General features: G+C 63.9%; 24 protein-coding genes. 13 read left to right on the forward strand and 11 right to left on the reverse strand.

Annotation, left to right across the window (positions count from 1 at the left end; translation table 11 throughout):
• The first annotated feature begins 109 nt into the window (after positions 1 to 109).
• The 5 genes from urtB to VA602_RS02685 all read left to right on the forward strand — a co-directional run bounded on the left by urtB (position 110) and on the right by VA602_RS02685 (position 4,903).
• On the forward strand, positions 110 to 1,597 hold the full coding sequence (urtB, locus tag VA602_RS02665; RefSeq protein ID WP_323452401.1) for an urea ABC transporter permease subunit UrtB: 1,488 nt from the start codon (positions 110 to 112) through the stop codon (positions 1,595 to 1,597).
• Positions 1,597 to 2,676, forward strand: coding sequence for an urea ABC transporter permease subunit UrtC (urtC, locus tag VA602_RS02670; RefSeq protein ID WP_323452402.1), 1,080 nt, complete (start codon positions 1,597 to 1,599; stop codon positions 2,674 to 2,676). The genes urtB and urtC overlap by 1 nt, the downstream gene beginning before the upstream one ends.
• A complete protein-coding gene (gene urtD / locus VA602_RS02675) occupies positions 2,673 to 3,530 on the forward strand; it encodes an urea ABC transporter ATP-binding protein UrtD (RefSeq protein ID WP_323452403.1) in 858 nt (285 codons plus the stop codon). Before urtC ends, urtD begins: the two co-directional genes overlap by 4 nt.
• A 128-nt stretch (positions 3,531 to 3,658) precedes the next feature.
• Positions 3,659 to 4,357, forward strand: a complete 699-nt coding sequence (urtE, locus tag VA602_RS02680) for an urea ABC transporter ATP-binding subunit UrtE (RefSeq protein WP_054894570.1) — start codon at positions 3,659 to 3,661, stop codon at positions 4,355 to 4,357.
• Positions 4,358 to 4,387: 30 nt separating this feature from the next.
• On the forward strand, positions 4,388 to 4,903 hold the full coding sequence (locus VA602_RS02685; RefSeq protein ID WP_323452404.1) for a GNAT family N-acetyltransferase: 516 nt from the start codon (positions 4,388 to 4,390) through the stop codon (positions 4,901 to 4,903).
• Positions 4,904 to 5,011: 108 nt separating this feature from the next.
• On the opposite strand, the gene VA602_RS02690 is transcribed toward VA602_RS02685, so the two are convergent.
• The gene (locus VA602_RS02690) at positions 5,012 to 5,317 is read right to left on the reverse strand and encodes a chaperone modulator CbpM (protein ID WP_323452405.1); all 306 of its coding nucleotides are present in this window, start codon (positions 5,315 to 5,317) and stop codon (positions 5,012 to 5,014) included.
• Positions 5,318 to 5,319: 2 nt separating this feature from the next.
• Positions 5,320 to 6,273 (reverse strand): curved DNA-binding protein, encoded by a 954-nt coding sequence (gene cbpA / locus VA602_RS02695; RefSeq protein ID WP_323452406.1) that lies wholly within the window; start codon positions 6,271 to 6,273, stop codon positions 5,320 to 5,322.
• 163 nt (positions 6,274 to 6,436) lie between these two features.
• On the opposite strand from cbpA, the gene VA602_RS02700 reads away from it, so the two are divergent.
• On the forward strand, positions 6,437 to 7,708 hold the full coding sequence (locus tag VA602_RS02700) for an Hsp70 family protein (protein ID WP_063546350.1): 1,272 nt from the start codon (positions 6,437 to 6,439) through the stop codon (positions 7,706 to 7,708).
• A gap of 68 nt (positions 7,709 to 7,776) precedes the next feature.
• Here the strand turns inward: VA602_RS02700 and VA602_RS02705 are convergent, their stop codons facing one another.
• The 3 genes from VA602_RS02705 to VA602_RS02715 all read right to left on the reverse strand — a co-directional run bounded on the left by VA602_RS02705 (position 7,777) and on the right by VA602_RS02715 (position 9,999).
• Positions 7,777 to 8,784: an AI-2E family transporter gene (locus tag VA602_RS02705; protein WP_054894564.1), complete on the reverse strand. Its 1,008-nt coding sequence runs from the start codon at positions 8,782 to 8,784 to the stop codon at positions 7,777 to 7,779.
• Positions 8,785 to 8,854: 70 nt separating this feature from the next.
• Complete coding sequence (locus VA602_RS02710; protein WP_054894563.1) at positions 8,855 to 9,148, reverse strand: PsiF family protein; 294 nt, start codon at positions 9,146 to 9,148, stop codon at positions 8,855 to 8,857.
• 62 nt (positions 9,149 to 9,210) lie between these two features.
• Positions 9,211 to 9,999, reverse strand: coding sequence for an AraC family transcriptional regulator (locus tag VA602_RS02715; RefSeq protein ID WP_323452407.1), 789 nt, complete (start codon positions 9,997 to 9,999; stop codon positions 9,211 to 9,213).
• Between the two features lie 166 nt (positions 10,000 to 10,165).
• On the opposite strand from VA602_RS02715, the gene VA602_RS02720 reads away from it, so the two are divergent.
• On the forward strand, positions 10,166 to 11,059 hold the full coding sequence (locus VA602_RS02720) for a DMT family transporter (protein ID WP_323452408.1): 894 nt from the start codon (positions 10,166 to 10,168) through the stop codon (positions 11,057 to 11,059).
• Here VA602_RS02720 and VA602_RS02725 read toward each other — a convergent pair.
• A complete protein-coding gene (locus VA602_RS02725) occupies positions 11,040 to 11,930 on the reverse strand; it encodes an esterase/lipase family protein (protein ID WP_151926074.1) in 891 nt (296 codons plus the stop codon). The genes VA602_RS02720 and VA602_RS02725 overlap by 20 nt on opposite strands.
• A gap of 135 nt (positions 11,931 to 12,065) precedes the next feature.
• On the opposite strand from VA602_RS02725, the gene osmE reads away from it, so the two are divergent.
• The 3 genes from osmE (at position 12,066) to VA602_RS02740 (ending at position 13,448) form a co-directional block, all read left to right on the forward strand.
• A complete protein-coding gene (gene osmE / locus VA602_RS02730; protein ID WP_054925771.1) occupies positions 12,066 to 12,407 on the forward strand; it encodes an osmotically-inducible lipoprotein OsmE in 342 nt (113 codons plus the stop codon).
• Positions 12,408 to 12,449: 42 nt separating this feature from the next.
• Complete coding sequence (locus tag VA602_RS02735; RefSeq protein WP_065861630.1) at positions 12,450 to 12,980, forward strand: ferritin-like domain-containing protein; 531 nt, start codon at positions 12,450 to 12,452, stop codon at positions 12,978 to 12,980.
• 222 nt (positions 12,981 to 13,202) lie between these two features.
• Positions 13,203 to 13,448 carry a hypothetical protein gene (locus VA602_RS02740; protein WP_323452409.1) on the forward strand — a complete coding sequence of 82 codons (246 nt, stop codon included), beginning with the start codon at positions 13,203 to 13,205 and terminating at the stop codon, positions 13,446 to 13,448.
• A 68-nt stretch (positions 13,449 to 13,516) separates the two neighbouring features.
• On the opposite strand, the gene VA602_RS02745 is transcribed toward VA602_RS02740, so the two are convergent.
• Complete coding sequence (locus VA602_RS02745; protein ID WP_323452410.1) at positions 13,517 to 15,580, reverse strand: AsmA family protein; 2,064 nt, start codon at positions 15,578 to 15,580, stop codon at positions 13,517 to 13,519.
• A 341-nt stretch (positions 15,581 to 15,921) separates the two neighbouring features.
• On the opposite strand from VA602_RS02745, the gene VA602_RS02750 reads away from it, so the two are divergent.
• The 3 genes from VA602_RS02750 to VA602_RS02760 all read left to right on the forward strand — a co-directional run bounded on the left by VA602_RS02750 (position 15,922) and on the right by VA602_RS02760 (position 18,417).
• Positions 15,922 to 16,467 carry a phage infection protein gene (locus VA602_RS02750; RefSeq protein WP_323452411.1) on the forward strand — a complete coding sequence of 182 codons (546 nt, stop codon included), beginning with the start codon at positions 15,922 to 15,924 and terminating at the stop codon, positions 16,465 to 16,467.
• 125 nt (positions 16,468 to 16,592) lie between these two features.
• A complete protein-coding gene (locus VA602_RS02755) occupies positions 16,593 to 17,225 on the forward strand; it encodes a TetR family transcriptional regulator (protein ID WP_054894553.1) in 633 nt (210 codons plus the stop codon).
• 82 nt (positions 17,226 to 17,307) lie between these two features.
• Positions 17,308 to 18,417: an AGE family epimerase/isomerase gene (locus tag VA602_RS02760; protein ID WP_323452412.1), complete on the forward strand. Its 1,110-nt coding sequence runs from the start codon at positions 17,308 to 17,310 to the stop codon at positions 18,415 to 18,417.
• 54 nt (positions 18,418 to 18,471) lie between these two features.
• Here VA602_RS02760 and VA602_RS02765 read toward each other — a convergent pair whose 3' ends face one another.
• From VA602_RS02765 to livM, 4 genes are all read right to left on the reverse strand, one after another.
• A complete protein-coding gene (locus VA602_RS02765) occupies positions 18,472 to 19,239 on the reverse strand; it encodes an SDR family oxidoreductase (protein WP_054894551.1) in 768 nt (255 codons plus the stop codon).
• A gap of 594 nt (positions 19,240 to 19,833) precedes the next feature.
• Positions 19,834 to 20,550 (reverse strand): ABC transporter ATP-binding protein, encoded by a 717-nt coding sequence (locus tag VA602_RS02770; protein ID WP_054894550.1) that lies wholly within the window; start codon positions 20,548 to 20,550, stop codon positions 19,834 to 19,836.
• Positions 20,547 to 21,422, reverse strand: a complete 876-nt coding sequence (locus VA602_RS02775; RefSeq protein ID WP_063546373.1) for an ATP-binding cassette domain-containing protein — start codon at positions 21,420 to 21,422, stop codon at positions 20,547 to 20,549. Before VA602_RS02775 ends, VA602_RS02770 begins: the two co-directional genes overlap by 4 nt.
• Complete coding sequence (livM, locus tag VA602_RS02780) at positions 21,419 to 22,720, reverse strand: high-affinity branched-chain amino acid ABC transporter permease LivM (protein WP_065862458.1); 1,302 nt, start codon at positions 22,718 to 22,720, stop codon at positions 21,419 to 21,421. Before livM ends, VA602_RS02775 begins: the two co-directional genes overlap by 4 nt.

Consider the following 22,720-nt stretch of genomic DNA (forward strand, 5'->3'; position numbering starts at 1 on the left):
CGGCCCATTCGCGGGCAAGCCCGCTCCCACAGGTTCAGCGGTGTTCTCGAGATCTGTGGGAGCGGGCTTGCCCGCGAAGAATCCACCGCCGATTTCCAGGATTACCCGCATGCTCAGACTACTGCTCACCCTCCTGCTGCTCCTGCCTCTGGCCACCCACGCCAGCGAGGGCGAATTCTTCCTCGGCGCCAAGCCCGCCGAACAGGCCAGCCTGCTCGAAGGCTGGGCCGCACAACCCGAACCGGCCCGCCTGGCGCTGCTGGAAAACCTGCGCGAAGGGCGCATAGCCGAAGACGACACGCGCAAGGTGCGCCTGAACAATCGCCTGCGCGGCCTGATCGACAACGCCCTGGCCAGCCATCAACTGCTCAGCGCCGACAGCAACCTGCGTCTGGCCGCAGCACGGCAACTACAAAAGAGCGCGCAACCGGCGCAGATGGCGCTGCTCGATCGCGCCTTCGCCAGTGAGCCGGACGCCGCCGTGCACGCCGCCCTGGGCCTCGCCCTGGCCAACCTGCAACTGGGCGCCAGCGAACCTCGGGTACGCCTGGCCGCAGTGCGCCTGCTCGGGGAAACCGGCGACCCGCTGGCGCGTACCCGTCTGGAAGCCCTGTTGCAGCCTGGCGCAGAACCCGACGCCGGAGTGCGCACCGCCGCCGAGACCAGCCTGGCCCAGGTCCAACGCAAGCTGCTGTTCGGTGAGATCCTCGGCCAGGCGTTCAGCGGCCTGTCGCTGGGTTCGATCCTGCTGCTGGCGGCCTTGGGCCTGGCGATCACCTTCGGCCTGCTAGGGGTGATCAACATGGCCCACGGCGAAATGCTGATGCTCGGTGCCTACAGCACCTACCTGGTGCAGGTGCTGCTGCAGCGCTACGCCCCCGGCGCCATCGAGTTCTACCCGCTGATCGCCCTGCCGGTGGCCTTCGCCGTCAGTGCCGGAGTCGGCATGGCGCTGGAACGCACCGTCATCCGCCATCTCTACGGCCGCCCGCTGGAAACCCTGCTGGCGACCTGGGGCATCAGCCTGATCCTGATCCAGGCGGTGCGCCTGCTGTTCGGCGCGCAGAACGTCGAGGTGAGCAACCCGGCGTGGTTGTCTGGCGGCATCCAGGTGCTGCCCAACCTGGTGCTGCCTTACAACCGCCTGGTGATCATCGGCTTCGCCCTGGCGGTGGTGCTGCTCACCTGGCTGCTGCTCAACCGCACACGGTTGGGGCTGAACGTGCGCGCGGTCACGCAGAACCGCAACATGGCGGCCTGCTGCGGTGTGTCCACCGGGCGCGTCGACATGCTCGCCTTCGGCCTGGGCTCGGGCATCGCCGGGCTGGGCGGGGTGGCCCTGAGCCAAGTCGGCAACGTCGGCCCTGACCTGGGCCAGAGCTACATCATCGACTCCTTCCTGGTGGTGGTGCTCGGCGGCGTCGGGCAACTGGCCGGTAGCCTCTGGGCCGCCTTCGGCCTGGGCATCGCCAACAAGCTGCTGGAACCGCAGATCGGTGCGGTGCTCGGCAAGATCCTCATCCTTGCGTTGATCATTCTGTTCATCCAGAAACGCCCGCAAGGCCTGTTCGCCCTCAAGGGACGGGTAATCGACTGATGAACCAGCCACTGCTTGTCACTGCCACGCAAAAGCTCGGGCCACGCCTGTCACTGGCCACCGGCGCCATCGTCATCCTGGTGCTGCTGGCCCTGCCGCTGCTGTCGCTGCTGCCTGAGGGCCATGCGCTGCAGGTCTCGGCCTACACCCTGACCCTGGTCGGCAAGATCCTTTGCTACGCCATCGTCGCCCTGGCACTGGACCTGGTCTGGGGCTACGCCGGGCTGCTGTCGCTGGGCCACGGCCTGTTCTTCGCCCTCGGCGGCTATGCCATGGGCATGTACCTGATGCGCCAGGCGGCCGGCGACGGCCTGCCGGGCTTCATGACCTTCCTGTCGTGGAGCGAGCTGCCCTGGTACTGGGCCGGCACCCAGCACTTCGCCTGGGCGCTGTGCCTGGCGGTACTGGCGCCGGGGATGCTGGCACTGGTGTTCGGCTGGTTCGCCTTCCGTTCGCGGATCAAGGGGGTGTACTTCTCGATCATGACCCAGGCCCTGACGTTTGCCGGGATGCTGCTGTTCTTTCGCAACGAAACCGGGTTCGGCGGCAACAACGGCTTCACCAGCTTCCGCACCATCCTGGGCTTCGAGATCACCGCACCGGGTACCCGCGCGGTGCTGTTCCTGCTCACGGTCGCCCTGCTGCTGGGCAGCCTGTACCTGTGCTGGTGGCTGACGCGCAGCAAGTTCGGGCGCCTGCTCACCGCGCTGCGCGACGCCGAGAACCGCCTGATGTTCTGCGGATACGATCCACGCGGCTTCAAGCTGCTGGTGTGGGTGCTCAGCGCCGTGCTGTGCGGCCTGGCCGGGGCGCTTTACGTGCCGCAGGTGGGCATCATCAACCCCAGCGAGATGTCGCCGACCAACTCCATCGAAGCCGCCGTCTGGGTTGCCCTGGGCGGGCGCGGCACGCTGATCGGCCCGCTGCTCGGCGCCGGTCTGGTCAATGGCATGAAGAGCTGGTTCACCGTGGCCTTCCCGGAGTTCTGGCTGTTCTTCCTCGGCGCACTGTTCATCCTGGTCACCCTGTACCTGCCCAAGGGCGTGGTCGGGCTGCTGAAGAAAAGGAGCCAGCCATGAGAGGCATCCCTGCGGTTCATCCGGAATTCATGCTGGAGCCGGTCTTCGATCAGGTGGGCACCGGCCGCGACGCCATTGGCCTGGGCCAGCCGCGCAAGGCCGGGCTCGACACCCGCCATGGCACGGTACTGAGCCTTGAAGACATCAGCGTCAGCTTCGACGGGTTCAAGGCGCTCAACGCGCTCAACCTGTACATCGGCGTTGGCGAACTGCGCTGCATCATCGGCCCCAACGGCGCCGGCAAGACCACGATGATGGACGTGATCACCGGCAAGACCCGCCCCGACACCGGCAGTGCGTTCTTCGGCGATACCCTGGACCTGACCCGCATGAGCGAGTACCAGATCGCCCAGGCGGGCATCGGCCGCAAATTCCAGAAGCCCACGGTGTTCGAGGCGCTCAGCGTGCATGAAAACCTCGAGTTGGCGCTCAAGACCGACAAGTCGGTCTGGGCCAGCCTGGCGGCGCGCTTGAGCAGCGAGCAGCGTGAGCGAATAGAGCACGTGCTGACGACCGTGCGCCTGAACAGCCTGGCCTCGCGCCAGGCCGGGCTGTTGTCACACGGCCAGAAGCAGTTCCTGGAGATCGCCATGCTGCTGGTGCAGGAGCCGCAGTTGCTGCTGCTCGACGAGCCGGTGGCGGGCATGACCGACGCCGAGACCGAGTTCACCGCCGAGCTGTTCAAGGGCCTGGCGGGCACGCATTCGCTGATGGTGGTGGAGCACGATATGGGCTTCGTGGGCAGCATTGCCGACCATGTGACGGTGCTGCACCAGGGCTCGGTGCTGGCCGAGGGGTCGCTTGCGCAGGTGCAGGCGGACGAGCGGGTGGTCGAGGTGTATCTGGGCCGCTAGACCAGGAATCCTGCACTGGCCTCTTCGCGGGCAAGCCCGCTCCCACAGGGGGGCACACGATCCTTGTGGGAGCGGGCTTGCCCGCGAAAGGGCCGGTACAGATCAAACAGATTTGTCAGGAACCAAACATGCTCAAGATCGACACCCTGCACCAGTACTACGGCGGCAGCCACATCCTCCGAGGCCTGTCGTTCGAAGCCAGGATCGGCGAAGTCACCTGCCTGCTGGGCCGCAACGGCGTGGGCAAGACCACCCTGCTGCGCTGCCTGATGGGCCTGGTGCCAGCCCGCGAAGGCAGCATCGAGTGGGAGGGCAAGCCGATCACTGCGCTCAAGCCCCAGCAGCGGGTGCATGCCGGCATCGCCTACGTGCCCCAGGGCCGCGAGATATTCCCGCGCCTGACCGTGGAGGAAAACCTGCTGATGGGCCTGTCGCGCTTCAGCGCCCGCGAGGCGCGGGAGGTGCCGGCATTCATCTACGAGTTGTTCCCGGTGCTCGAACAGATGAAGCAACGCCGTGGCGGCGACCTCTCCGGCGGCCAGCAGCAACAGCTGGCGATCGGTCGCGCGCTGGCCAGCCGTCCGCGCCTGCTGATCCTCGATGAACCCACCGAAGGCATCCAGCCGTCGGTGATCAAGGAAATCGGCGCGGTCATCCGCAGCCTCGCCCAGCGCGGCGACATGGCCATCCTGCTGGTCGAGCAGTTCTACGATTTTGCCGAAGAGCTGGCCGACCAATATCTGGTCATGGCCCGCGGTGAAATCGTCCAGCGCGGCCGCGGCGAAAACATGCAGGCCGAAGGTGTGCGCGGGCTGGTAACCATTTAATCTGCAACATCGACTTTGCGAGACACTGCCATGAGCTACCAGATCCGTGATGCCCTACCCGAAGACGTGGCGGGCATCCTCGACATCTACAACGACGCCGTGCGCAACACCACGGCGATCTGGAACGAACAACAGGTAGACCTGGCCAACCGCAAGGCCTGGGTCGCTGCACGTGTAGAGCAGGGCTATCCGGTGCTGGTGGCCGTGGATGAAAGCGGCGTGCTGGGCTACGCCTCCTTTGGCGACTGGCGTACCTTCGAGGGCTACCGCTTCACCGTCGAGCACTCGGTGTATGTGCGTGGGGATCAACGTGGTAAAGGCCTGGGGCCGGTGCTGATGCAGTTGTTGATCGAACGTGCACGCAGTTGTGGCAAGCATGTGATGGTGGCGGCCATCGAGAGTGGCAACGCTGCCTCGGTGCGCATTCATGAGCGGCTGGGGTTCGTGGTGACCGGACAGATGCCGCAGGTGGGCGTCAAGTTCGGACGCTGGATGGACCTTACCTTGATGCAGTTGGTGCTGAATCCAGGTGCCGAACCAACCTGAAATTGATGTTGGCTGTGCTGGCCTCTTCGCGGGCAAGCCCGCTCCCACAGGCATTGTGCAGTACCTGTAGGAGCGGGCTTGCCCGCGAAGAGGCCGGGCCTGCAAACCTCACATCTGGGTAAACCGCCCCAAACGCTGCCTCAACATGCTGTTCTCACTGCGCAACTGCTGCACTTCCTGCAGCAGCTCCAGCGCCAGCGCCACCCCTTCCCACTCCAGTTCCAGCTCCTGGTGCAGCTTCGCCGCGCGCTTTGTCAGCAACGGCGCCTGATCGTCGAACAACCAGTCCTCGGGGGTGCGCCCGGAGGGTTCGACAATGCCGTGCTCGACGATTTCGATCACGCAGTCGGCCGTGACATCGGCCTCCTGACACAAGGTTCGCATGTCCAGTTGAACGATCAGGGTGCTGCTCATGGTCACTTACTCCATTGTGTCCTCGGGTTGAACGCGGCCTTCTCGGAGAGTTTGGTCCAGAGTTCGCGAGTGGTCGCATCGGAGGTGCTCGGCATGACCACCTTGAGCTGGGCGTAGAGATCGCCACGCTCGCCCTGCTTGTTCGCAAGGCCCATGCCCTTGACCCGCAGGCGCTGGCCGCTCTGGCTGTCGGGGCGGATGGTCAGGTTGATCTTGCCGGTCAGGGTCGGAACCGCCACCTTGGTGCCCAGCGCTGCCTCCCAGGGAGCCAGCGGCACGGTGATGATCAGGTCGTGGCCTTCGACATCGAACAGCGGGTGCGGCGCCATGCGGATGGTCAGGAACAGGTCGCCGTTGGCACCACCGCCGACACCCGGAGCGCCCTGGCCCTTGAGGCGAATGCGCTCGCCGTCGGTCACTCCGGCCGGGATCTTCACGTTCAGCGTCTTGGTGGTGAAACCGGTGCGCTGCCCGGCAGCGTTGGTCTGCGGCACCTGGAAGCTGATCTGTTTGGAGTCCTTGCTCAGGGTCTCTTCGAGAAACACTGCCAGTTCCAGTTCCACGTCCTGCCCTCGCCTGCCGGCACTGCGCTGCTGGCCGCGTGCGCCGCCAAAGGGATTGCCGCCACGGGCACCGAAGATCGAGCTGAAGAAGTCGGAGAAGTCACCGCTCTCGAAGCCGCCGCCACCGCCGCGACTTTCCCAGCCTGGCGGCGCCTGGAACGGCCGGCCATGCTGGCCGCCGTACTTGCGGATCTCGTCGAATTCAGCGCGTTTCTGCGCATCGCCCAGCACTTCGTAGGCCTCGTTGGCCTCCTTGAATTTCTCCTCGGCGTCACGCTCCTTGCTGACGTCGGGGTGATACTTGCGCGCCAGCTTGCGGTACGCGGCCTTGATCGCCTTCTCGTCCGCGCTGGGCTCGACGCCGAGTATCTTGTAATAGTCTTTGAAGTCCATCTAAGGATCACCAGTAGGAATTTTCGTGTTGCATCTGAAGATTGGGGTCAAGCATAGCCTTTCAAGGTTCGCTTGGGTTTGTCATATGGCAGACGATCGGTCTTGATTCTGTCGGCCACTGGCATAAACTGCGCGGCCGTTTGGCCTCCGGAAGCCCCTCCCCATGTCTGACCTATCCCCGGCTCGCGCCCTTGGCATCGACTTCGGCACCTCCAACTCCACGGTGGGTTGGCACCGCCCTGGCGTCGAATCGCTGATCGCCCTGGAAGAGGGCAAGATCACCCTGCCGTCGGTGGTGTTCTTCAACATCGAGGAGCGGCGCCCGGTGTATGGCCGTCTGGCCCTGCACGAGTACCTGGAAGGCTACGAAGGCCGCCTGATGCGCTCGCTCAAGAGCCTGCTGGGCTCCAAGCTGATCAAGCATGACACCAGCGTGCTCGGCAGCGCGCTGCCATTCAAGGACCTGCTGGGCATGTTCATCGGCGAGCTGAAGAAGCGCGCCGAGGCCAATGCCGGGCGCAGCTTCGACCAGGTCGTGCTGGGCCGCCCGGTGTTCTTCGTCGACGAGGACCCAGCGGCCGACCAGGAGGCCGAGGATACCCTCGCCGAAGTCGCACGCAAGATCGGCTTCAAGGACGTGTCGTTCCAGTACGAACCGATCGCCGCAGCCTTCGACTACGAGTCGGGCATCAGCCGCGAAGAGCTGGTGCTCATCGTCGATATCGGCGGTGGTACTTCGGACTTTACCCTGATCCGCCTGTCGCCCGAACGGCACCTGGTCGATGAGCGCCAGGATGACATCCTCGCCACCGGCGGCGTGCACATCGGCGGTACCGACTTCGACAAGCAACTGAGCCTGCAAGGCGTGATGCCGCTGTTCGGCTATGGCAGCCGCATGAAGAGCGGCGCGCTGATGCCGACCAGCTACCACCTGAACCTGGCGACCTGGCACACCATCAACGCCCTGTACTCGCAGAAGTCGCAACTGGCGCTGGGCAGCATGCGCTACGACATCGAGGATGCGCTGGGCATCGACCGCCTGTTCAACCTGATCGAACAGCGCGCCGGACACTGGCTGGCGATGGAAGTGGAGGCCAGCAAGATCGAGCTGACCGACCAGGTCAGCCGGCGCATCGACCTGGGCCGGGTCGAGCCGGGCCTGGCTGCGGACCTGACCCGCGGCCTGTTCGAGGACGCCATCGACGGCCTGTTGCAGCGGGTCCGTGGCAGCGTCAGCGAGCTGCTGGCCAAGGCCGGGGTCAGTGAAGCGCAGGTGGATACGGTGTTCTTCACCGGGGGCTCGAGCGGCATTCCGGCGCTGCGCAACAGCGTTGCGGCGATGCTGCCCAATGCGCGGCATGTGGAAGGCAATATCTTTGGCAGCATTGGCAGCGGGCTGGCCATTGAGGCGCGCAAGCGGTACGGGACAATCTAACCCTTTGCCTGTGCTGGCCTCTTCGCGGGTAAACCCGCGAAGAGGCCGGTACACGTTCAAGCAACCCCTCAGACCAGCTCCATCCGCCTCAGCTCACTCTTCAGGTAGGCATAGTAGATCGGCCCCGCCACCACCCCCGGCAAGCCGAACGCCGCTTCGAACACCAGCATCGCCAGCAACAGCTCCCACGACTTGGCACGGATCTGCCCACCGACGATCCGCGCGTTGAGGAAATACTCGACCTTGTGGATGACGATCAGGTAGCCCAGCGCCGCCGCCGCAACCCAGATCGACAGCGACAGCCCGACGATGGTGATCAGGGTGTTGGACATCAGGTTGCCGATCACTGGCAGCAGTCCGAGCAGGAAGGTCAGTACGATCAGGGTCTTGGTCAGCGGCAGGTGCACGTCGAACAGCGGCAGCACCACGGCGAGGAAGATGCCGGTGAACGCGGTGTTGAGCAGCGAGATCTTGATCTGCGCGAAGACGATGTTGCGAAACGCCTGCACCAGCAGGCTCAGGCGCTCGAACAGCGCAGCGGCCAGCGGCTTACGTCGGGACAGGTCGGGCAGGCGCTGCAAGGCGATGATCGCGCCAAGGATCATGCCGATCAGCAAGGTCACGAACATGTGCGCCATGCCCTTGCCCACCAGTTGCAGGTCGCTCAGGTGGCTGCGGATCCAGTCACCGATGGCCACTTTGAACTCTGCCGCGCTGGCCGGCAGGTAACCCTCGATGAACGGCGGCAACTGCCCTCGGGCGCGCTCCACCAGGCCCATGAACTTGTCCAGCGAAGCGCCGGGGTTCTCCGCCTCGTGCAGCAGGAAGCTGAAAGCGCCGGCGATCAACAGCGTCAGCGTGCTCACCACCAGCGTGCCGAGCAGCGCCACCGCCAGCCAGCGCGCCCGTTGTCCGGCGATCAGCGGCTGCAGGCGCGGGGTGAGCATGTTGACCAGCTCGAACACCAGCAGGCCCGCAAGCAGGCTCGGCAGCAGCTTGAGGGGCAACGCCAGGAGCAGGCCGGCAACGACGATGATGCAGCTGGCCAGGGTGATCTGGCGGGGAGTGAAAGTCATACAGCCTCGGCGGCAGACAGCGGAAAGACCCGCAGTCTGCCAGCCTTCAGGCGCAAGGCATAGGCGCAGGTCACTTCTTCTTCAGGCATTCGCTCATGAATGCCTTGCGCTCGTCGCCCTTGAGCGCCGTGGCCTTCGGGTCGGCGTTACAGGCCTTCATGCGCTCCTGTGGCGTGGTCGGCTTGGCAGGCTCGGCTTTTTTCAGGCAGTTGCTCATGAACGCCTTGCGCTCGTCGCCCTTGAGGGCCTGAGTGGTGGCGTCGGCGTTACAGGTCTTCATCTTTTCCTGCTGCGGCGTAGCGGCGAATCCTTGCCCGGCGATCGACATCCCCAGTACCAGCAATGACACATGCAGCATCTTCATGGAGTGGTCTCCTTGTCCCGCGCAGGATGCACGGTCGTCGAGCTGAGTGTAGACAAGAATTCTTACATCCCTGCCCGCACCCTCCGCCGGTACTGCTCAGGCGTGCACCGGGCCTGGCGCTGGAACATGGCGATGAACGCCGAGGCGCTGCTGTAGCCGAGATCGAACGCGATGCTCTGGATAGGCAAGCCGCTTTCCAGCGCTTCGATGGCGCGCAGAAAGCGTAGGCGCAGGCGCCATTCGCCAAAGCTCATGCCCAGTTCGCGGATGAACTGGCGGGCCAGGGTGCGCTCGCTGACATGCACCTGAGCGGCCCAGTCGCCGAGCGGTCGGTTATCGCCGGGCTCGGCGTGCAGGGCCTCGAGTACCTGACGCAGGCCGTCGCTGCGGGCGAAAGGTAGGTAGCAGGTTTGCGTGGGCGCCAGCTGCAGTTGGTCGAGCAGCACCTGGACCAGGCGCTGATCGCGTTCATCCTGGGCGACCGTGAGGTCGCGACGAGCGAAATCGCCGAGGATCGCCTTGAGGATGTCGCTTATCGCCAGGCTGCAGGGCTGGGCTGGCAGATCGGCGCATAGGCTGCGGTCGAGGTAGACCGAGCGGAAGACGACGGCCTGCGGGTTGTAGCAACCGTGCTCATGATCAGGAGGAACCCAGACCGCGTGGTTGGGCGGCGAGATGAAACGCTGGCCGTCGACATCCAGGTGCATGACGCCATGGGCGGCATAGTTGAGTTGGCCCCACGGATGAAAGTGCGGGGCGCTGACCGTGTCGGCGCCGAACTCGTCGTAGCGAAAGTACACCGGCGCCGGGAGTTCGGGGAAACGGGGATGGTCGAGGTATTTGGCGGACATGCTGTCTGCTTCACGGGGCGAGTTGTCTGGATGGGAGTATAGCCTTGTGGACAGACAGAGGATAATGGCGGGCATCTGCGGTGTTCTTTTCGCGGGCAAGTCGGAGCGCCGAACCGCCCCCCAGAAGCGTCACACCGAAACAGCAATTCCCACGAGTCAAAGCCTCATGAACTGCAGCTTCCCCGTCCTGGCGATTCTTATCTGGGCCGGCAACACCGTCGTCACCAAGATGTCCGCCGGGGCGATCTTTCCCGCCGAGATCGGCTTCTACCGCTGGCTGCTCGCAGGCCTGCTGTTCACCCCCTTCCTGCTGCCGCAGGTGTGGCGCAATCGCACAGCGATCCGCCCGCTCTTGGGCAAGCTGTTCGTCCTGGGGGTACTGGGCATGGTCATGTACCAGAGCATGGCGTACTTCGCCGCCGGCATCACCAGCGCCACCAACATGGGCATCATCCTTTCGCTGATGCCACTGATGTCGCTGGCCCTGTCGATCGCCTGGCTCGGCCAGCGCCTGACCTACGGCGCCTCGCTCGGCGCCCTGGTGTCGTTCTTCGGCGTGCTGGAGGTGGTGTCCGCCGGCAATCCCGGCGCGCTGCTGCACCAAGGGCTCAATGGCGGTGACCTGCTGATGCTGGTCGCCACCTTCGCGTATGCGCTGTACAGCGTGCTGTTGAAGAAATGGCAATTGCGCCTGCCACAGATGCAACTGCTGTATCTGCAGATCTGGATGGCGATCCTGGTACTGCTGCCGATGTACCTGCTGTCGGAGAAGACCGGGCTGACCGCGAACAACATCGGCCTGGTGCTGTATGCCTGTGTGCTGGCGTCGATGATCGCGCCGCAGTTCTGGATGCAGGCCGTGCACAGGCTCGGGCCGACCCGCACGACCCTGTTCTTCAACCTGTTGCCGGTGGTGACTGCCGTGATCGCTGCTGGCGTCCTGAACGAACAGTTGGCCAGCTATCACTTGTATGGCGGCCTGCTGACACTGGCCGGGGTCATCCTCGCCGAACGCTGGACCACTCCCGTGCGCCGCGCGCTTACAGCCCGGCAGCCTTGAGCCGGGCAGCGTGCTCGGTGAACAGGCGCACCGGGTCGGCGCCCTTGCCCACGGCACCGAACTGCTGGTTGACGATGTCCAGGTGATCGAGCGGGTAATCATCGCCGATCACCTGGCCCAGGTGCGAGCTGTAACGCCCGACCATGCCATCGCATTGGCCTTTTTCCCGAATGAAACTGCGGGCGAACAGCCGGCAGAAGCGGTTGCTGCCATCGAAGCGATTCCAGCCTTTGTCGGTGCGTCCAGGCTGCAGGATGCCGGACCAGGAGTAGTAGCGCACGCCGTCGACCTCGGCAGCGCCCTCGCCGCCCCAGTGCTGCGGCAAGCCCTGTGGATAAGCCTGGTTGAACAGCGCCACGCCCGAACAGGTCAGCGACTGGTGCGAGGCGTGCACATCGATCGGCAACGGATCACGGCGCCAGCCGGTTTCCAGCCACACCAGCAGCAGCGCCAGGCCATGCAGTGCAGCCTTGAGCAGGCGCCCCCGTGGCGAATCGCCGGGGGCGCTGCGTTCAAGATGATCGGCCAGTTCCGAGCCGTGGTTGGGACCGGCAACAGAGGTGACCGACGCCACTCGCCCAGGCCTGCGCGCTGCGGCATAACGCGCGCTCAAAGCGCCCTGGCTGTGGCCGATGAGGTTGACCTTGTCTGCCCCGGTGCGCTGGCAGATGTCTTCGATGATCACCAGTAACTGCTCGCCACGCACCTCGCTGGAATGCAGCGGCGAGACCTGCACCGCGAACACCTGTGCCCCACCCCGGCGCAACGCCGGCACGATGCCAAACCAGTAGGGGTAGAGCAGCAAGCGCACGAAACCGAGCATGCCCGGTACCAGCACCAGTGGGTAGCGTGTGGCCAGTTCGTTTGTCATCTGCCGTTCCTCTCCCTGAACCCTGCCCTTCTCAGGGTAGTCGCCGCTTCGCCTGATGAATCGAACTCTTGACGCGCCGTGCGGTTCCAACCTTGACAGCCACCCGCAACGGACCTTTCTGCAAGGAGCGGAACCATGAACAAAGCGATCCTGGCCATTCTTGTCGCAAGCACGACCCTCGCGGCCTGCGGCAGCCGTCCGGAAAACCCGGCGGACTACGTCACCTATCGCGACGAGCCGCTGGTCAAGCAGGTCGAGCACGGCATGACCACGCAAAAGGTCATCGCCATCGGCGGCAGCCCATCGAACATGAGCGACCTGCCCAACGGCGGGATCTGCAACGACTACATCCTCTACAAGGATGGCAAGCAACAGCCCTACTACGTGCGCTTCGACGCCAGCGGGCATGTCGACGCCAAGGGATTCAAGACCTGCAAACAGCGAGAAGAGGACCGCAAGGCCTTACCCGGCCAGTAAGCCCTCCCGCCCACTTACCCCCTGATCTGTATGGAGAGAATCATGAGCAACGTTGAACTGACCGATATCAACACTTTGCGCCAGCGCGCACGCCAGCATGTAGAGCAAGGCGCCGTCACCGAAGGCTACAACGCCGACCGCGAGACCATCATCCGCCTGCTCAACGAGTCGCTGGCCACCGAGCTGGTCTGCACCCTGCGCTACAAGCGCCACTACTTCATGGCCAGTGGTATCAAGGCCAGCGTCGCTGCCGAGGAGTTCCTCGAGCACGCGAACCAGGAGTCCGAACACGCCGACAAGCTGGCCGAGCGTATCGTCCAGCTGGGCGGCGAGCCGGACTTCAACCCGGACAACCTGAGCAAGAACTCCCACGCGCAGTACGTGGCCGGCAGCAATCTCAAGGAGATGGTGCTCGAAGACCTGGTTGCCGAGCGTATCGCCATCGACAGCTACCGCGAGATCATCCAGTACATCGGTGACAAGGACCCGACCACCCGTCGCATCTTCGAAGACATCCTGGCCCAGGAAGAAGAGCACGCGGACGATATGTCCGACCTGCTGCAAGGGCTGTAGGAGCGGGCTTGCCCGCGAAGAGGCCGTCGCGGTGCCCGGCACCGCGACAAGTCCGCTCAACCCTCTCAGCGGAACCGCGCAAAGGCCCGCCACATCTCCCGGGCAAAGATCTGCGGCTGCTCGAACGCCGCGAAGTGCCCGCCGTGCTCGGCTTCATTCCAGTAGAACAGTTCAGCGTAGGCTTGCTCGGCCCACTTGCGCGGCGGCTGGAAGGTCTCGGCGGTGTTGGTCGACGACGAGCTGAGGTTACGCGCCGAGCAGGCGCTGGCGGACTTGAAGGCGATGTTCGCCGGGCGCCTGGCCGAGGACCGCGAGCGTGGAGAGTTGCCGTCGAGCATGGACCCGCCATGGAATGCAGCGATCATCGCCACTTACCTCAAGGGGCTGTGGCGCATGGCGTTGGTGGAGTATGAGCGGCCGGCGTTCGAGCGGCAGATCGATGCCTTCCTGACGGCGCTCGGGCTGTAGCCGGTTATTTGGCTGGGCCGGCCCTATCGCGGGACCAGTCGGGGCGCCGAACCGCCGTGCCGTTCCCTCTACTTCTTCGGCTTCACCGCCGCAGGCGCCTTGCCGGCCTTCATCCGCTCCAGCAGCGGCGTGCACTGGTTGGGCACATCACCACTCGGAGCGATGAGCGCCAGCAACCCGGCGGCCGGCCCGATGGCCACACCCAGCGCCACCATCCCTGCGCCACGCAAGGCCAGCGGCACCGCCTGCACACCAGCACTGGGCTTGGCGAACGGCCCACGCACATAAAGCGGTGAGCGCAGCGAGAACAGGCGCAGCCCCTTGGATTCCGGAGTGACCTTCAGGTCCAGTTGCTCGCTGGCGAAATTCGCCGTGCCATTGATGTAGATGATCGCGTTCTCGGTGTCGAACACGAACAGCCGCGTGGTCGCCAGGCCATCCTTGATACCGACGTCGGCCGCCGCGCAGTTGATCTTCACATCCTCGTCGCCGAACAGCTTGTCGACCACGTAGTTGCCGACGTTGAGCCCGGCGATCTCCATCAGGCTGCGGCTGATCGCACCATCATTGATCAGCAGGCGCAGGTCGCCGTTGGAAGTGCCCAGCAACGCCGCCACAGAGTTGCCGCGACCGCTCAGATCGGCGTCGCCGTTCAGCTCGCCGAAGCTGGTCTGCATCGGCGCGAAGGTGGGGAACAGTTCCTTGAGCTTGAAGCCGCGGGCAGTCAGGCGTGCCCGGCCCTGCATCGGCACCGAGCGGCCATCGAGGCGAATATTGGCATCGAGGTTGCCGCCGGCCACGCCAAAGCGCAGCGGGACCATACGCAGCAGACCGTCCTCGAGCACCACATGGGCAGACAGATCCTTGAACGGCAACTGCTCGCTATGCACGATGCGCTTGCCAGCGAACGTCACGTCGGCATCCATCGCCCGCCAGCGGTCGGTGCGGAACTCCTCTACCGGCAGCACCTTGCCGGTCGGCTGCTTGCTGGCACCACCACGGGCTTTCTGCTCGGCATTGGAATCGGCGCCGATCAGTGGCGCCAGGTCCTTGAACAGCAACTGGTTGGAGACCAGGTTGCCGGAGAGCTTGGGGCGTGGCTGGCTGGCGACGAAGGCCAGGTCGCCATGGATGTCGCTGTCACCGATCTTGCCGTTGAAGCCTTCGTAGCGGAAACGCGCGCCCTGCGGATCATGCAGGTTGGCGCTGAGGTGGCCGTCGGTGGAATACGCCGGGGTATCGGGCAGGGTCACACCGGTCAGCGGGTACAGGTTGCCCAGGCTGCTGCCGGAAAGCTTCAGGCGCAGGTCCAGAGCGCCGAGGTTGCGTGGATCGGTCAGGGTGCCGGCGACGGCTGCGCGGGTGTCACCCACGCGTGCATCGACCTGCAGCGGGAATGGCTGCCTGGCGTCCTGCAGCGCCAGCAAGCCGCCGATCTTGCCGGTCGCGGACACTGCCTGGTCCTTGTAGCGGCCTTCGGCCTTGAGCCCGAACGCGTAATCCTGCGCGCCACCGGCTTTTTCCGCGCTGGCCTTGCCGACGATCTCGCTGAACGGGATCGGCTTGCCCAGCGGGTCGATCTGCACCTTCATGTCGGTCTTCAGGGTCTGGTCGTCGAAGCGCACATTACCCTGGTCGAATCCGATCGCCCCGATATCGAGCACCCACCTGGAAGGTTCGGCGTTCTCGTCCTTGGGCCCGAAATCGAAAGTCCAGTTGGCGCGGCCGTCAGCCAGGCGCGTGAGGCTGGCGGTGGGATGAGTGAGGTCGATTCGGGGGATCGAGATCTGCTGGAACAACAGCGGCAGCGGCGACAGGCGAAACTCGACACGTTCCAGGCCGACCATCTGCGGCTCCTTGAGCCAGTCGGGGTTGCCCAGGGTCAGGTCTTCGGCCACGAAGCGCGGCCAAGGCACCCAGGCGCGCCAGCCGCCCTCATCGGGCTCGCGCTGCCAGTGCACGGCGAGGTTGCCCTTGATGGCGAACGGGCGGTGCAGCGCTTCGGAGACCTTCTCGTTGAGCAGCGGCTTGATACGGTTCCAGTCGAAGGTGGCAATCACCACCACCAGTATCGCCAGCAAGGCCGCGAGGCTGGCGAGGATCCAGGTGAAGATTCTGGCGGGGCGCGTCATTGCGGGGCTCTCCTGACTGCAAGACTTGAAGCGGTGCGGCAAAGGCATTCCCTACTTCGGACTGATGAAAGCCCGAGGGGTTTTATCGACGAGGGCAATGATAGCGAAGTTTTTTCTGACCCATTTCTCAGCTTTGCGGGTGAAATCGACCTGGATGTTACCGGTGAAACGCGGTAGCACGTAGCCACCAACCACCCCGAAATCATTGATCCAGAGCCCTTCCGACCCACCATCATTTGCGTCGATTGTTACCATTAGCCATATGAACTTTTTTCTTGAGTTACCAAGCGTAGCATTGCCCTCGTACCCACTTTCCAGCGTCCCACGAGGAGCACCGAATCATGAAACGCCAACTGCTGCTGAGCCTGAGTCTTTCCATCCTGGCCGCCAACGCCTTCGCCTTGCCGGCTGCCGACCAACACCTGAGTGCCGAAGCCCGTTCCAGCTCGGCAGTGATTTCCCAGCCTCTGAAGACGATTGCCGAAGGTGGCTCTGATCGTCTGATCGAACGTAACAACCGCGTTGCCGAAGGTGGCTCTGATCGTCTGATCGAACGTAACAACCGCGTTGCCGAAGGTGGCTCTGATCGTCTGATCGAACGTAATAACCGCGTTGCCGAAGGTGGCTCGGATCGTCTGATCGAACGTAACAACCGCGTTGCCGAAGGTGGCTCGGATCGTTTGATTGAACGCAACAACCGCGTTGCCGAAGGTGGCTCGGATCGCCTGATCGAACGCAACAACCGCGTAGCCGAAGGTGGCTCGGATCGCCTGAACGAACGCAACAACCGCGTAGCCGAAGGTGACTCGGACCGCCTGATCGAACGCAACAACCGCGTAGCCGAAGGCGGCTCGGATCGTCTGGTCGAAATCCGCCGCGTGAGCTGATGCCCATGGCTGATAACGACAACTCGACATACAGCGCTTGCTCCCCTCCAAAGCCCGGTCCATTGACCGGGCTTCGTTTTTTTATCTAGAGTGCCAAGCCGTACAGTCACAGAATCCAGAGCCCCATGCTGCCGCGTGCCGAACAGAAGCAACAGACCCGCCAGGCCTTGCTCGACGCCGCCTGCCAGCTCATGGAGAGTGGCCGGGGCTTCGGCAGCATCAGTCTGCGCGAAGTGGCCAAGGCGGCCGGCATCGTCCCCACCGGTTTCTACCGGCATTTCCCCGATATGGATGCCCTGGGCCTGGCGCTGGTCGCCGAGGTCGATGCCACCTTCCGCCAGACCATTCGCCTGGTGCGCCACAACGAATTCGAACTCGGTGGCATCACCGACGCCTCGGTACGTATCTTCCTCGACGTGGTAGCGGCACACCGCGCCCAGTTCCTGTTCCTCGCCCGTGAACAGTACGGCGGCTCGCAGCCCGTGCGCCAGGCCATCGCCCGGCTGCGCCGGGATATCAGCTCTGACCTGGCCACCGACCTTGCACGCATGACCCGCTGGCAGCATCTGGACAGCGCCGCCCTCGGGGTGATGGCCGACCTGGTGGTCAAGACCGTGTTCGCCACCCTGCCAGAGCTGATCGACAGCCCTGATCCGGCTTGCCCGCAGGCGCTGACCGCGCAGGACAAGATCACCCAGCAACTGCGCTTCATTTTCGTCGGGGCGCGGCATTGGCAGGGGTTGGGGAATCCGGGCTGAAGCCTGCGAAGCGGCCGGCACAATCAACCCCTCCCCCAGTTCTGCTACCATGGCGCCCTGCCCGATTGCGACGAGCGCCTTCATGTCCAACCCCCGCCCTACCCCGTCCGAGCTGAGTACCTGCCTGGCTTCTGTGCGCGAACATTTCGCCGAGCGCATCGTGCCCTTGTGGCAAGGTCCCGGCTGGAACGCCGACATGGCCCTGCCCTTCGAAGCCCTCGACGCCGAACACCACCCCTTGCCGGTGCAGCGCTACCGCGCCATGGCCTGCGCACGCCAGCTTTACCTGTTCAGCAGCCGCATCGAGCAACCCGGTGCCGCCGAGCGCGCCGCCGCTCTGTTCCGCTCGCTGCAACGGCATTTTCACGATGCCGAGCACGGCGGCTGGTTCTACAGCATCGATGCCGACGGCAAGCCACTGGACCGACGCAAGGACCTCTACACCCACGCCTTCATCGTCTTCGCCTGCGCCCACTACTGGGGCAAGGTCCGCGAAGGGCTGGTCGAGTCGGCGCTGAACGCCGCCCTGGAAATCATCGAGGAGCAGTTCGCCCGGGATGATGGCCTTTACGAAGCCGTGCTCGGCGAAGACTGGTCCGATCTTGGCAGCGGCCCGCTGCAGAACCCGCAGATGCACCTGGTCGAAGCCTTCCTGCAGACCCTGGCGGTGCGCCAGGACGATGCCGCGCAAGCGGCCCTGGTGCAGTTATGCACAGCCCTGCAGGCGCAGTTCATCGATCCGACCCACGGCGTGATGCTGGAGAAACCCCGCGGTACTGTGGATAACTGGTTCGAGCCTGGGCACCAGTTCGAATGGTTCTACCTGCTCGACACCTCGCCACTGCTGCGCGGCACACCGCTGCATGCGTCGATCAGCCGGGCATTCGAATATGCCGAGCGCTGCGGCGTGAAGGACGCGGCGGTGCTCGCTTCGCTGGATGTCGAAGGCAAGGTGATCGATGCGACCCAGCGGATCTGGGCCCAGGCCGAATATCTGCGGGCGCTGGCATTGAAGCCAGGCAACGAGGCGAAGCTGATGACCCAGCTCAAAGCCCTCGAAGACAACTTCCTGCATGCCGGCGGCTGGCACGAATGCCGCGACGGCCAGGGCGCAGTCAGCCGACACGACATGCCGTCCACCACGCCCTACCACCTGGCCACCTGCCTCGAAGGCCTGCAACGCCTGCTCTGATTGATGTAGGGGCGCCGAACCGCCGCTCCTGCAAGGGCTGGCGTGGAACCGTTTTCAACCCTTGGCCGAACGGTCGATCGAGAACCCAGCCCAGTCCTGACTTACCGGCATCAGCTCAAGGTTGTTGATGTTGATGTGCGCCGGCTGGTTGAGTACCCAGAAGATGGTATCGGCGATGTCCTGCGGCTGGATCGGCTCGGCGCCCGCGTAGGTAGCGTCGTAGCGCGACTGGTCGCCACCGAAGCGCACCAGCGAGAACTCGCTTTCGCACAGGCCCGGCTCGATGTTGGTCACCCGTACGCCGGTGCCACGCAGGTCGCAGCGCAGGCTCAGGGAGAACTGCCCGACAAAGGCCTTGGTGCCGCCATACACATGGCTGCCCGGATAGGGATAGTTGCCCGCCACCGAACCCACATTGAGGATGCTTGCGCCACGGCCATGGGCGATCAGGCGTGGCAACAGCAGGCGGGTGGTGTACATCAGGCCCTTGATGTTGGTATCGACCATGGTTTCCCAGTCGTCCAGGTCGCACTGCGGTGCAGGGTCGGCGCCCAGGGCCAGCCCTGCGTTGTTGACCAGGCCCTGCAGCTTGTCGAAGGCCGGCGGCAGGCTGGCAATGGCCGCCTCCATCGCCTTGCGGTCGCGCACATCGACCACCAGGCCGAGCACCTCGGTCTTGGCCGACAGCTCGGCGCACAGGGCATCCAGGCGCTCCTTGCGGCGACCGGTGAGCACCAGCTTCCAGCCTGCGTCGGCGAAACGACGGGCAGTGGCTTCACCGAAACCGGAAGTGGCACCTGTGATGAATACGGTGGACGTCATGCTGTTCTCCTTCGCTGTAGGGGTCGTCGCAGGCCTTGCAGCATGCCCGCGGCGCACGCTGGCAGCAAGCCGTTTTCGGTACTGGTCAAAAAACAGGCAACGCTTCGAAAGCCTTGCAGCACAAGGGCTGGTGCTGGCTATACGCATCTTATCCACAAGGCTTTCCCCATAGATTGGGGGCAACTCGTCGGTCAAAGGGAACCCTTTGACCTGGATAAACTCATTCAGAACGCTCAGGTGATGGCGCAACGCTTTCAACCACGCCGTGTCCAGCAGTCTGTCCAAGGGTTGCGCACAGACTTATCCACAGAAAGGCAACAGCGATTTCGAGCCGCGATTCATGGGCAAAAGCGCGACGCAATAGTGCACAAAGCGTGACTGATCAAATATTGACCAACGCCATGCAGGCCTTTGGATACGTGGGTTTCAGCGACATGCCACCATGTTTTCCACAGGCGGTTCCACATTAATCGTGGAAAACATCGTGCCTGTGGAAACAAGGGGTTATGCAGGGAATCTACGGTGGTTCAAGCGGGATGTGCGACAAGTTGTCCACATTGGCGACCGGGGCCGCAAAGCAGCCCCTGCCACACCTTAATGCCCACCCAGATAGGCGCTACGCACCTCTTCGTTGACCAGCAACTCCTGCCCGGTCCCGGTCATGCGGATTTGCCCGTTGACCATCACATAGGCCCGGTCCGACAGTTTCAGCGCATGGTTGGCGTTCTGCTCGACCAGGAAAATGGTCATGCCGGTCTTGGCCAGCTCGCGCAGGGTCGAAAAGATCTGCTTGACCACGATCGGCGCCAACCCCAGCGACGGCTCGTCCAGCAACAGCAGCTTGGGCCGGCTCATCAAGGCGCGGGCGATGGCCAGCATCTGCTGCTCGCCGCCAGACATAGTCATGGCCCGCTGGTTGCGTCGCTCCTTGAGTCGCGGGAACAGCTCGTACATGCGCTGCATGTCTTCGTCGGCATGCTTGTCGCCGATGGGGATGGTGCCCATCATCAGGTTCTCCTCGACGGTCATGTCGGGGAACACCCGCCGCCCTTCCGGTGACTGGGCGATGCCGTTGGAGGCGATATAGTGCGACGACTTGCGGGTAATGTCAGTGCCACGGTAGAGGATCTGCCCGGAAGCTGCCCGCGGTTGGCCGAAGATCGACATCAGCAGCGTGGACTTGCCCGCGCCGTTGGCACCGATCAGGCTGACCGTCTCGCCCTCCTCGATGTGCATCGAGACCTTCTTCAGCGCCTGGATCGGCCCATAGAACACATCCAGGTCCTTGAGCTCGAGAATGGGTGCACTCATATCAGTTCCTCTTCGTCGGCACCCAGGTAGGCGGCGATTACCGTCGGGTTGTTGCGGATGTCCTGCGGAGCGCCTTCGGCGATCACATTGCCGTGGTCGAGCACGACGATGTGATCGGAAATGCTCATGACCATGCCCATGTCGTGCTCGATCAGCACCACGGTGATGTCGTGTTCGTCGCGCAGCACACGGATCATACGACTCAGCGCCTCGGTCTCCTGCGGGTTGAGACCGGCGGCCGGCTCGTCCAGGCAGATGATCTTCGGCCGCGTGCACATGGCCCGGGCGATCTCCAGCCGACGCTGCTGACCGTACGACAACTCGCCAGCCAGGCGGTTGGCGCAATCGACCAGATCGACCACCTCCAACCAGTAGAACGCGTGATCCAGCGCGTCGCTTTCGGCCTGGCGATACCCCTTGGTGTTGAGCACCCCGGCCAGCAGGTTGCGGTTGACCCACATGTGCTGGGCCACCAGCAGGTTTTCCACCACCGACATTTCCTTGAACAGACGAATGTTCTGGAAGGTGCGCGCAAGGCCTGCGCGGTTCACCAGATGGGTACCGCCGAACATCTTGTAGTACAGACGATTGGCGAAACGGGCCGGCGAAACGAAATCCGTCGCCTCGAAGCGTTCGCCCAGCAGTTGGATGACGTTGGTGTGGCTGCCACGCACGTTCAGCTCGATACGCCCACCGCTGGCCTTGTAGAAGCCGGTCAGGCAGTTGAACACCGTGGTCTTGCCGGCGCCGTTGGGGCCGATCAGGGCGAAGATCTGGTTGCGCTTGACCTTCAGGCTGACGTCGCTGAGCGCCTTGATGCCGCCGAACTGCATCATCAGGTTGTCGACCGAGAGAATGATTTCGTCGCTCATGGCGCCACTCCTTTACGTGGGACCACGCCAGTGCGGCTGATGCGAATCAGCCCTCGCGGTCGCCAGATCATCATCAGCACCATCAGCACACCGAACAGCAGCACGCGGTACTCGGAGAAGCTGCGCAGCAGCTCCGGCGCCACGGTCAGCACGAAGGCGGCGATCACCACGCCCACGGTCGAGCCCATCCCGCCCAGCACGACGATGGCCAGGATCAACGCCGATTCGAAGAAGGTGAACGAGGACGGGTTGACGAAGCCTTGGTAAGTGGCGAAGAACACCCCGGCAAGACCGGCAGTAGAAGCACCAAGGGTGAAGGCCGAAAGCTTGACCAGCACGTGGTTCAGGCCCATCGAACGGCAGGCGATCTCGTCTTCGCGCAGCGCCTCCCAAGCGCGGCCGACCGGCATGCGCGTCAGCCGGTGCTTGATGTAGAGCACCGCCAATACCACCAGGAACAGCACGATGTAGATGAACAGGAACTTGTAGTTGGCGTTGTATTCGATACCGAAGAACTCGTGGAACGGCACCCCGCCATCCTTCGCCCGACGGCCGAACTCCAGCCCGAAGAAGGTCGGCGACGGCGCCGGCATGCCGTTCGGGCCACCGGTGAACGACAGCCAGTTGTTCAGCACCAGGCGGATGATCTCACCGAAGCCCAGGGTCACGATCGCCAGGTAGTCGCCATGCATGCGCAACACCGGAAAACCCAGTATGCATCCGGCCAGTGCCGCAGCGATGGCCGCCAGCGGCAGCACGCTCCAGAAACCCAGCCCCAGGTACTGGTAGCCCAGCGCCAGGCCATAGGCGCCAATGGCGTAGAACGCTACGTAACCCAGGTCGAGCAACCCGGCCAGGCCGACCACGATGTTCAGGCCCAGGCCCAGCAGCACATAGATCAGCCCGAGGATGACTACGGTCAGCAAGTACTTGTTGGCAAAGATCGGGAAGACGATGGCGATGACGATCAGCGCCGGGATGATGTAGCGCAGGCGCGACTTGTAATCGGGTGCCAGCACGTGCACGCCTGAGCCGCCGCTGTCGAAACCTTGCAGCAGGCGTTGGCCGGTGGTTGTCTGCAGGAACAGGCTGAGCACGAAGCGACCGATCATCACCCCGCCGACCAGCCAGGCCACACGCCGGGGTTCTGCATTGAAGCTGTAGCCGTCGAGCACCACGCCGACGACAGGTCCGAAAACGATGAGCGCCAGCAGGCCGGCGACGAGGGTCTCGATCAGGCTGCGCTTGATGTCGAAACCCTTGCTTGAGGAAGTGGAGGCAGTATTGGCAACGGACAT

Origin of the sequence: Pseudomonas machongensis, assembly GCF_034961125.1 — a bacterium.
In the GTDB taxonomy this organism is placed as follows: domain Bacteria; phylum Pseudomonadota; class Gammaproteobacteria; order Pseudomonadales; family Pseudomonadaceae; genus Aquipseudomonas; species Aquipseudomonas machongensis.

Bases quoted from the DNA above. Each gene is read 5' to 3' on its own strand.
- VA602_RS02720 (WP_323452408.1), top strand. From the start codon at position 10,166: ATGAACTGCAGCTTCCCCGTCCTGGCGATTCTTATCTGGGCCGGCAAC.
- VA602_RS02750 (WP_323452411.1), top strand. From the start codon at position 15,922: ATGAAACGCCAACTGCTGCTGAGCCTGAGTCTTTCCATCCTGGCCGCC.
- VA602_RS02735 (WP_065861630.1), top strand. From the start codon at position 12,450: ATGAGCAACGTTGAACTGACCGATATCAACACTTTGCGCCAGCGCGCA.
- VA602_RS02725 (WP_151926074.1), bottom strand. From the start codon at position 11,930: ATGACAAACGAACTGGCCACACGCTACCCACTGGTGCTGGTACCGGGC.
- urtB (WP_323452401.1), top strand. From the start codon at position 110: ATGCTCAGACTACTGCTCACCCTCCTGCTGCTCCTGCCTCTGGCCACC.
- VA602_RS02760 (WP_323452412.1), top strand. From the start codon at position 17,308: ATGTCCAACCCCCGCCCTACCCCGTCCGAGCTGAGTACCTGCCTGGCT.
- urtE (WP_054894570.1), top strand. From the start codon at position 3,659: ATGCTCAAGATCGACACCCTGCACCAGTACTACGGCGGCAGCCACATC.
- VA602_RS02775 (WP_063546373.1), bottom strand. From the start codon at position 21,422: ATGAGCGACGAAATCATTCTCTCGGTCGACAACCTGATGATGCAGTTC.
- VA602_RS02700 (WP_063546350.1), top strand. From the start codon at position 6,437: ATGTCTGACCTATCCCCGGCTCGCGCCCTTGGCATCGACTTCGGCACC.
- urtD (WP_323452403.1), top strand. From the start codon at position 2,673: ATGAGAGGCATCCCTGCGGTTCATCCGGAATTCATGCTGGAGCCGGTC.
- VA602_RS02745 (WP_323452410.1), bottom strand. From the start codon at position 15,580: ATGACGCGCCCCGCCAGAATCTTCACCTGGATCCTCGCCAGCCTCGCG.
- VA602_RS02770 (WP_054894550.1), bottom strand. From the start codon at position 20,550: ATGAGTGCACCCATTCTCGAGCTCAAGGACCTGGATGTGTTCTATGGG.
- VA602_RS02705 (WP_054894564.1), bottom strand. From the start codon at position 8,784: ATGACTTTCACTCCCCGCCAGATCACCCTGGCCAGCTGCATCATCGTC.
- livM (WP_065862458.1), bottom strand. From the start codon at position 22,720: ATGTCCGTTGCCAATACTGCCTCCACTTCCTCAAGCAAGGGTTTCGAC.
- VA602_RS02685 (WP_323452404.1), top strand. From the start codon at position 4,388: ATGAGCTACCAGATCCGTGATGCCCTACCCGAAGACGTGGCGGGCATC.
- osmE (WP_054925771.1), top strand. From the start codon at position 12,066: ATGAACAAAGCGATCCTGGCCATTCTTGTCGCAAGCACGACCCTCGCG.
- cbpA (WP_323452406.1), bottom strand. From the start codon at position 6,273: ATGGACTTCAAAGACTATTACAAGATACTCGGCGTCGAGCCCAGCGCG.
- urtC (WP_323452402.1), top strand. From the start codon at position 1,597: ATGAACCAGCCACTGCTTGTCACTGCCACGCAAAAGCTCGGGCCACGC.
- VA602_RS02715 (WP_323452407.1), bottom strand. From the start codon at position 9,999: ATGTCCGCCAAATACCTCGACCATCCCCGTTTCCCCGAACTCCCGGCG.
- VA602_RS02710 (WP_054894563.1), bottom strand. From the start codon at position 9,148: ATGAAGATGCTGCATGTGTCATTGCTGGTACTGGGGATGTCGATCGCC.
- VA602_RS02765 (WP_054894551.1), bottom strand. From the start codon at position 19,239: ATGACGTCCACCGTATTCATCACAGGTGCCACTTCCGGTTTCGGTGAA.
- VA602_RS02690 (WP_323452405.1), bottom strand. From the start codon at position 5,317: ATGAGCAGCACCCTGATCGTTCAACTGGACATGCGAACCTTGTGTCAG.
- VA602_RS02755 (WP_054894553.1), top strand. From the start codon at position 16,593: ATGCTGCCGCGTGCCGAACAGAAGCAACAGACCCGCCAGGCCTTGCTC.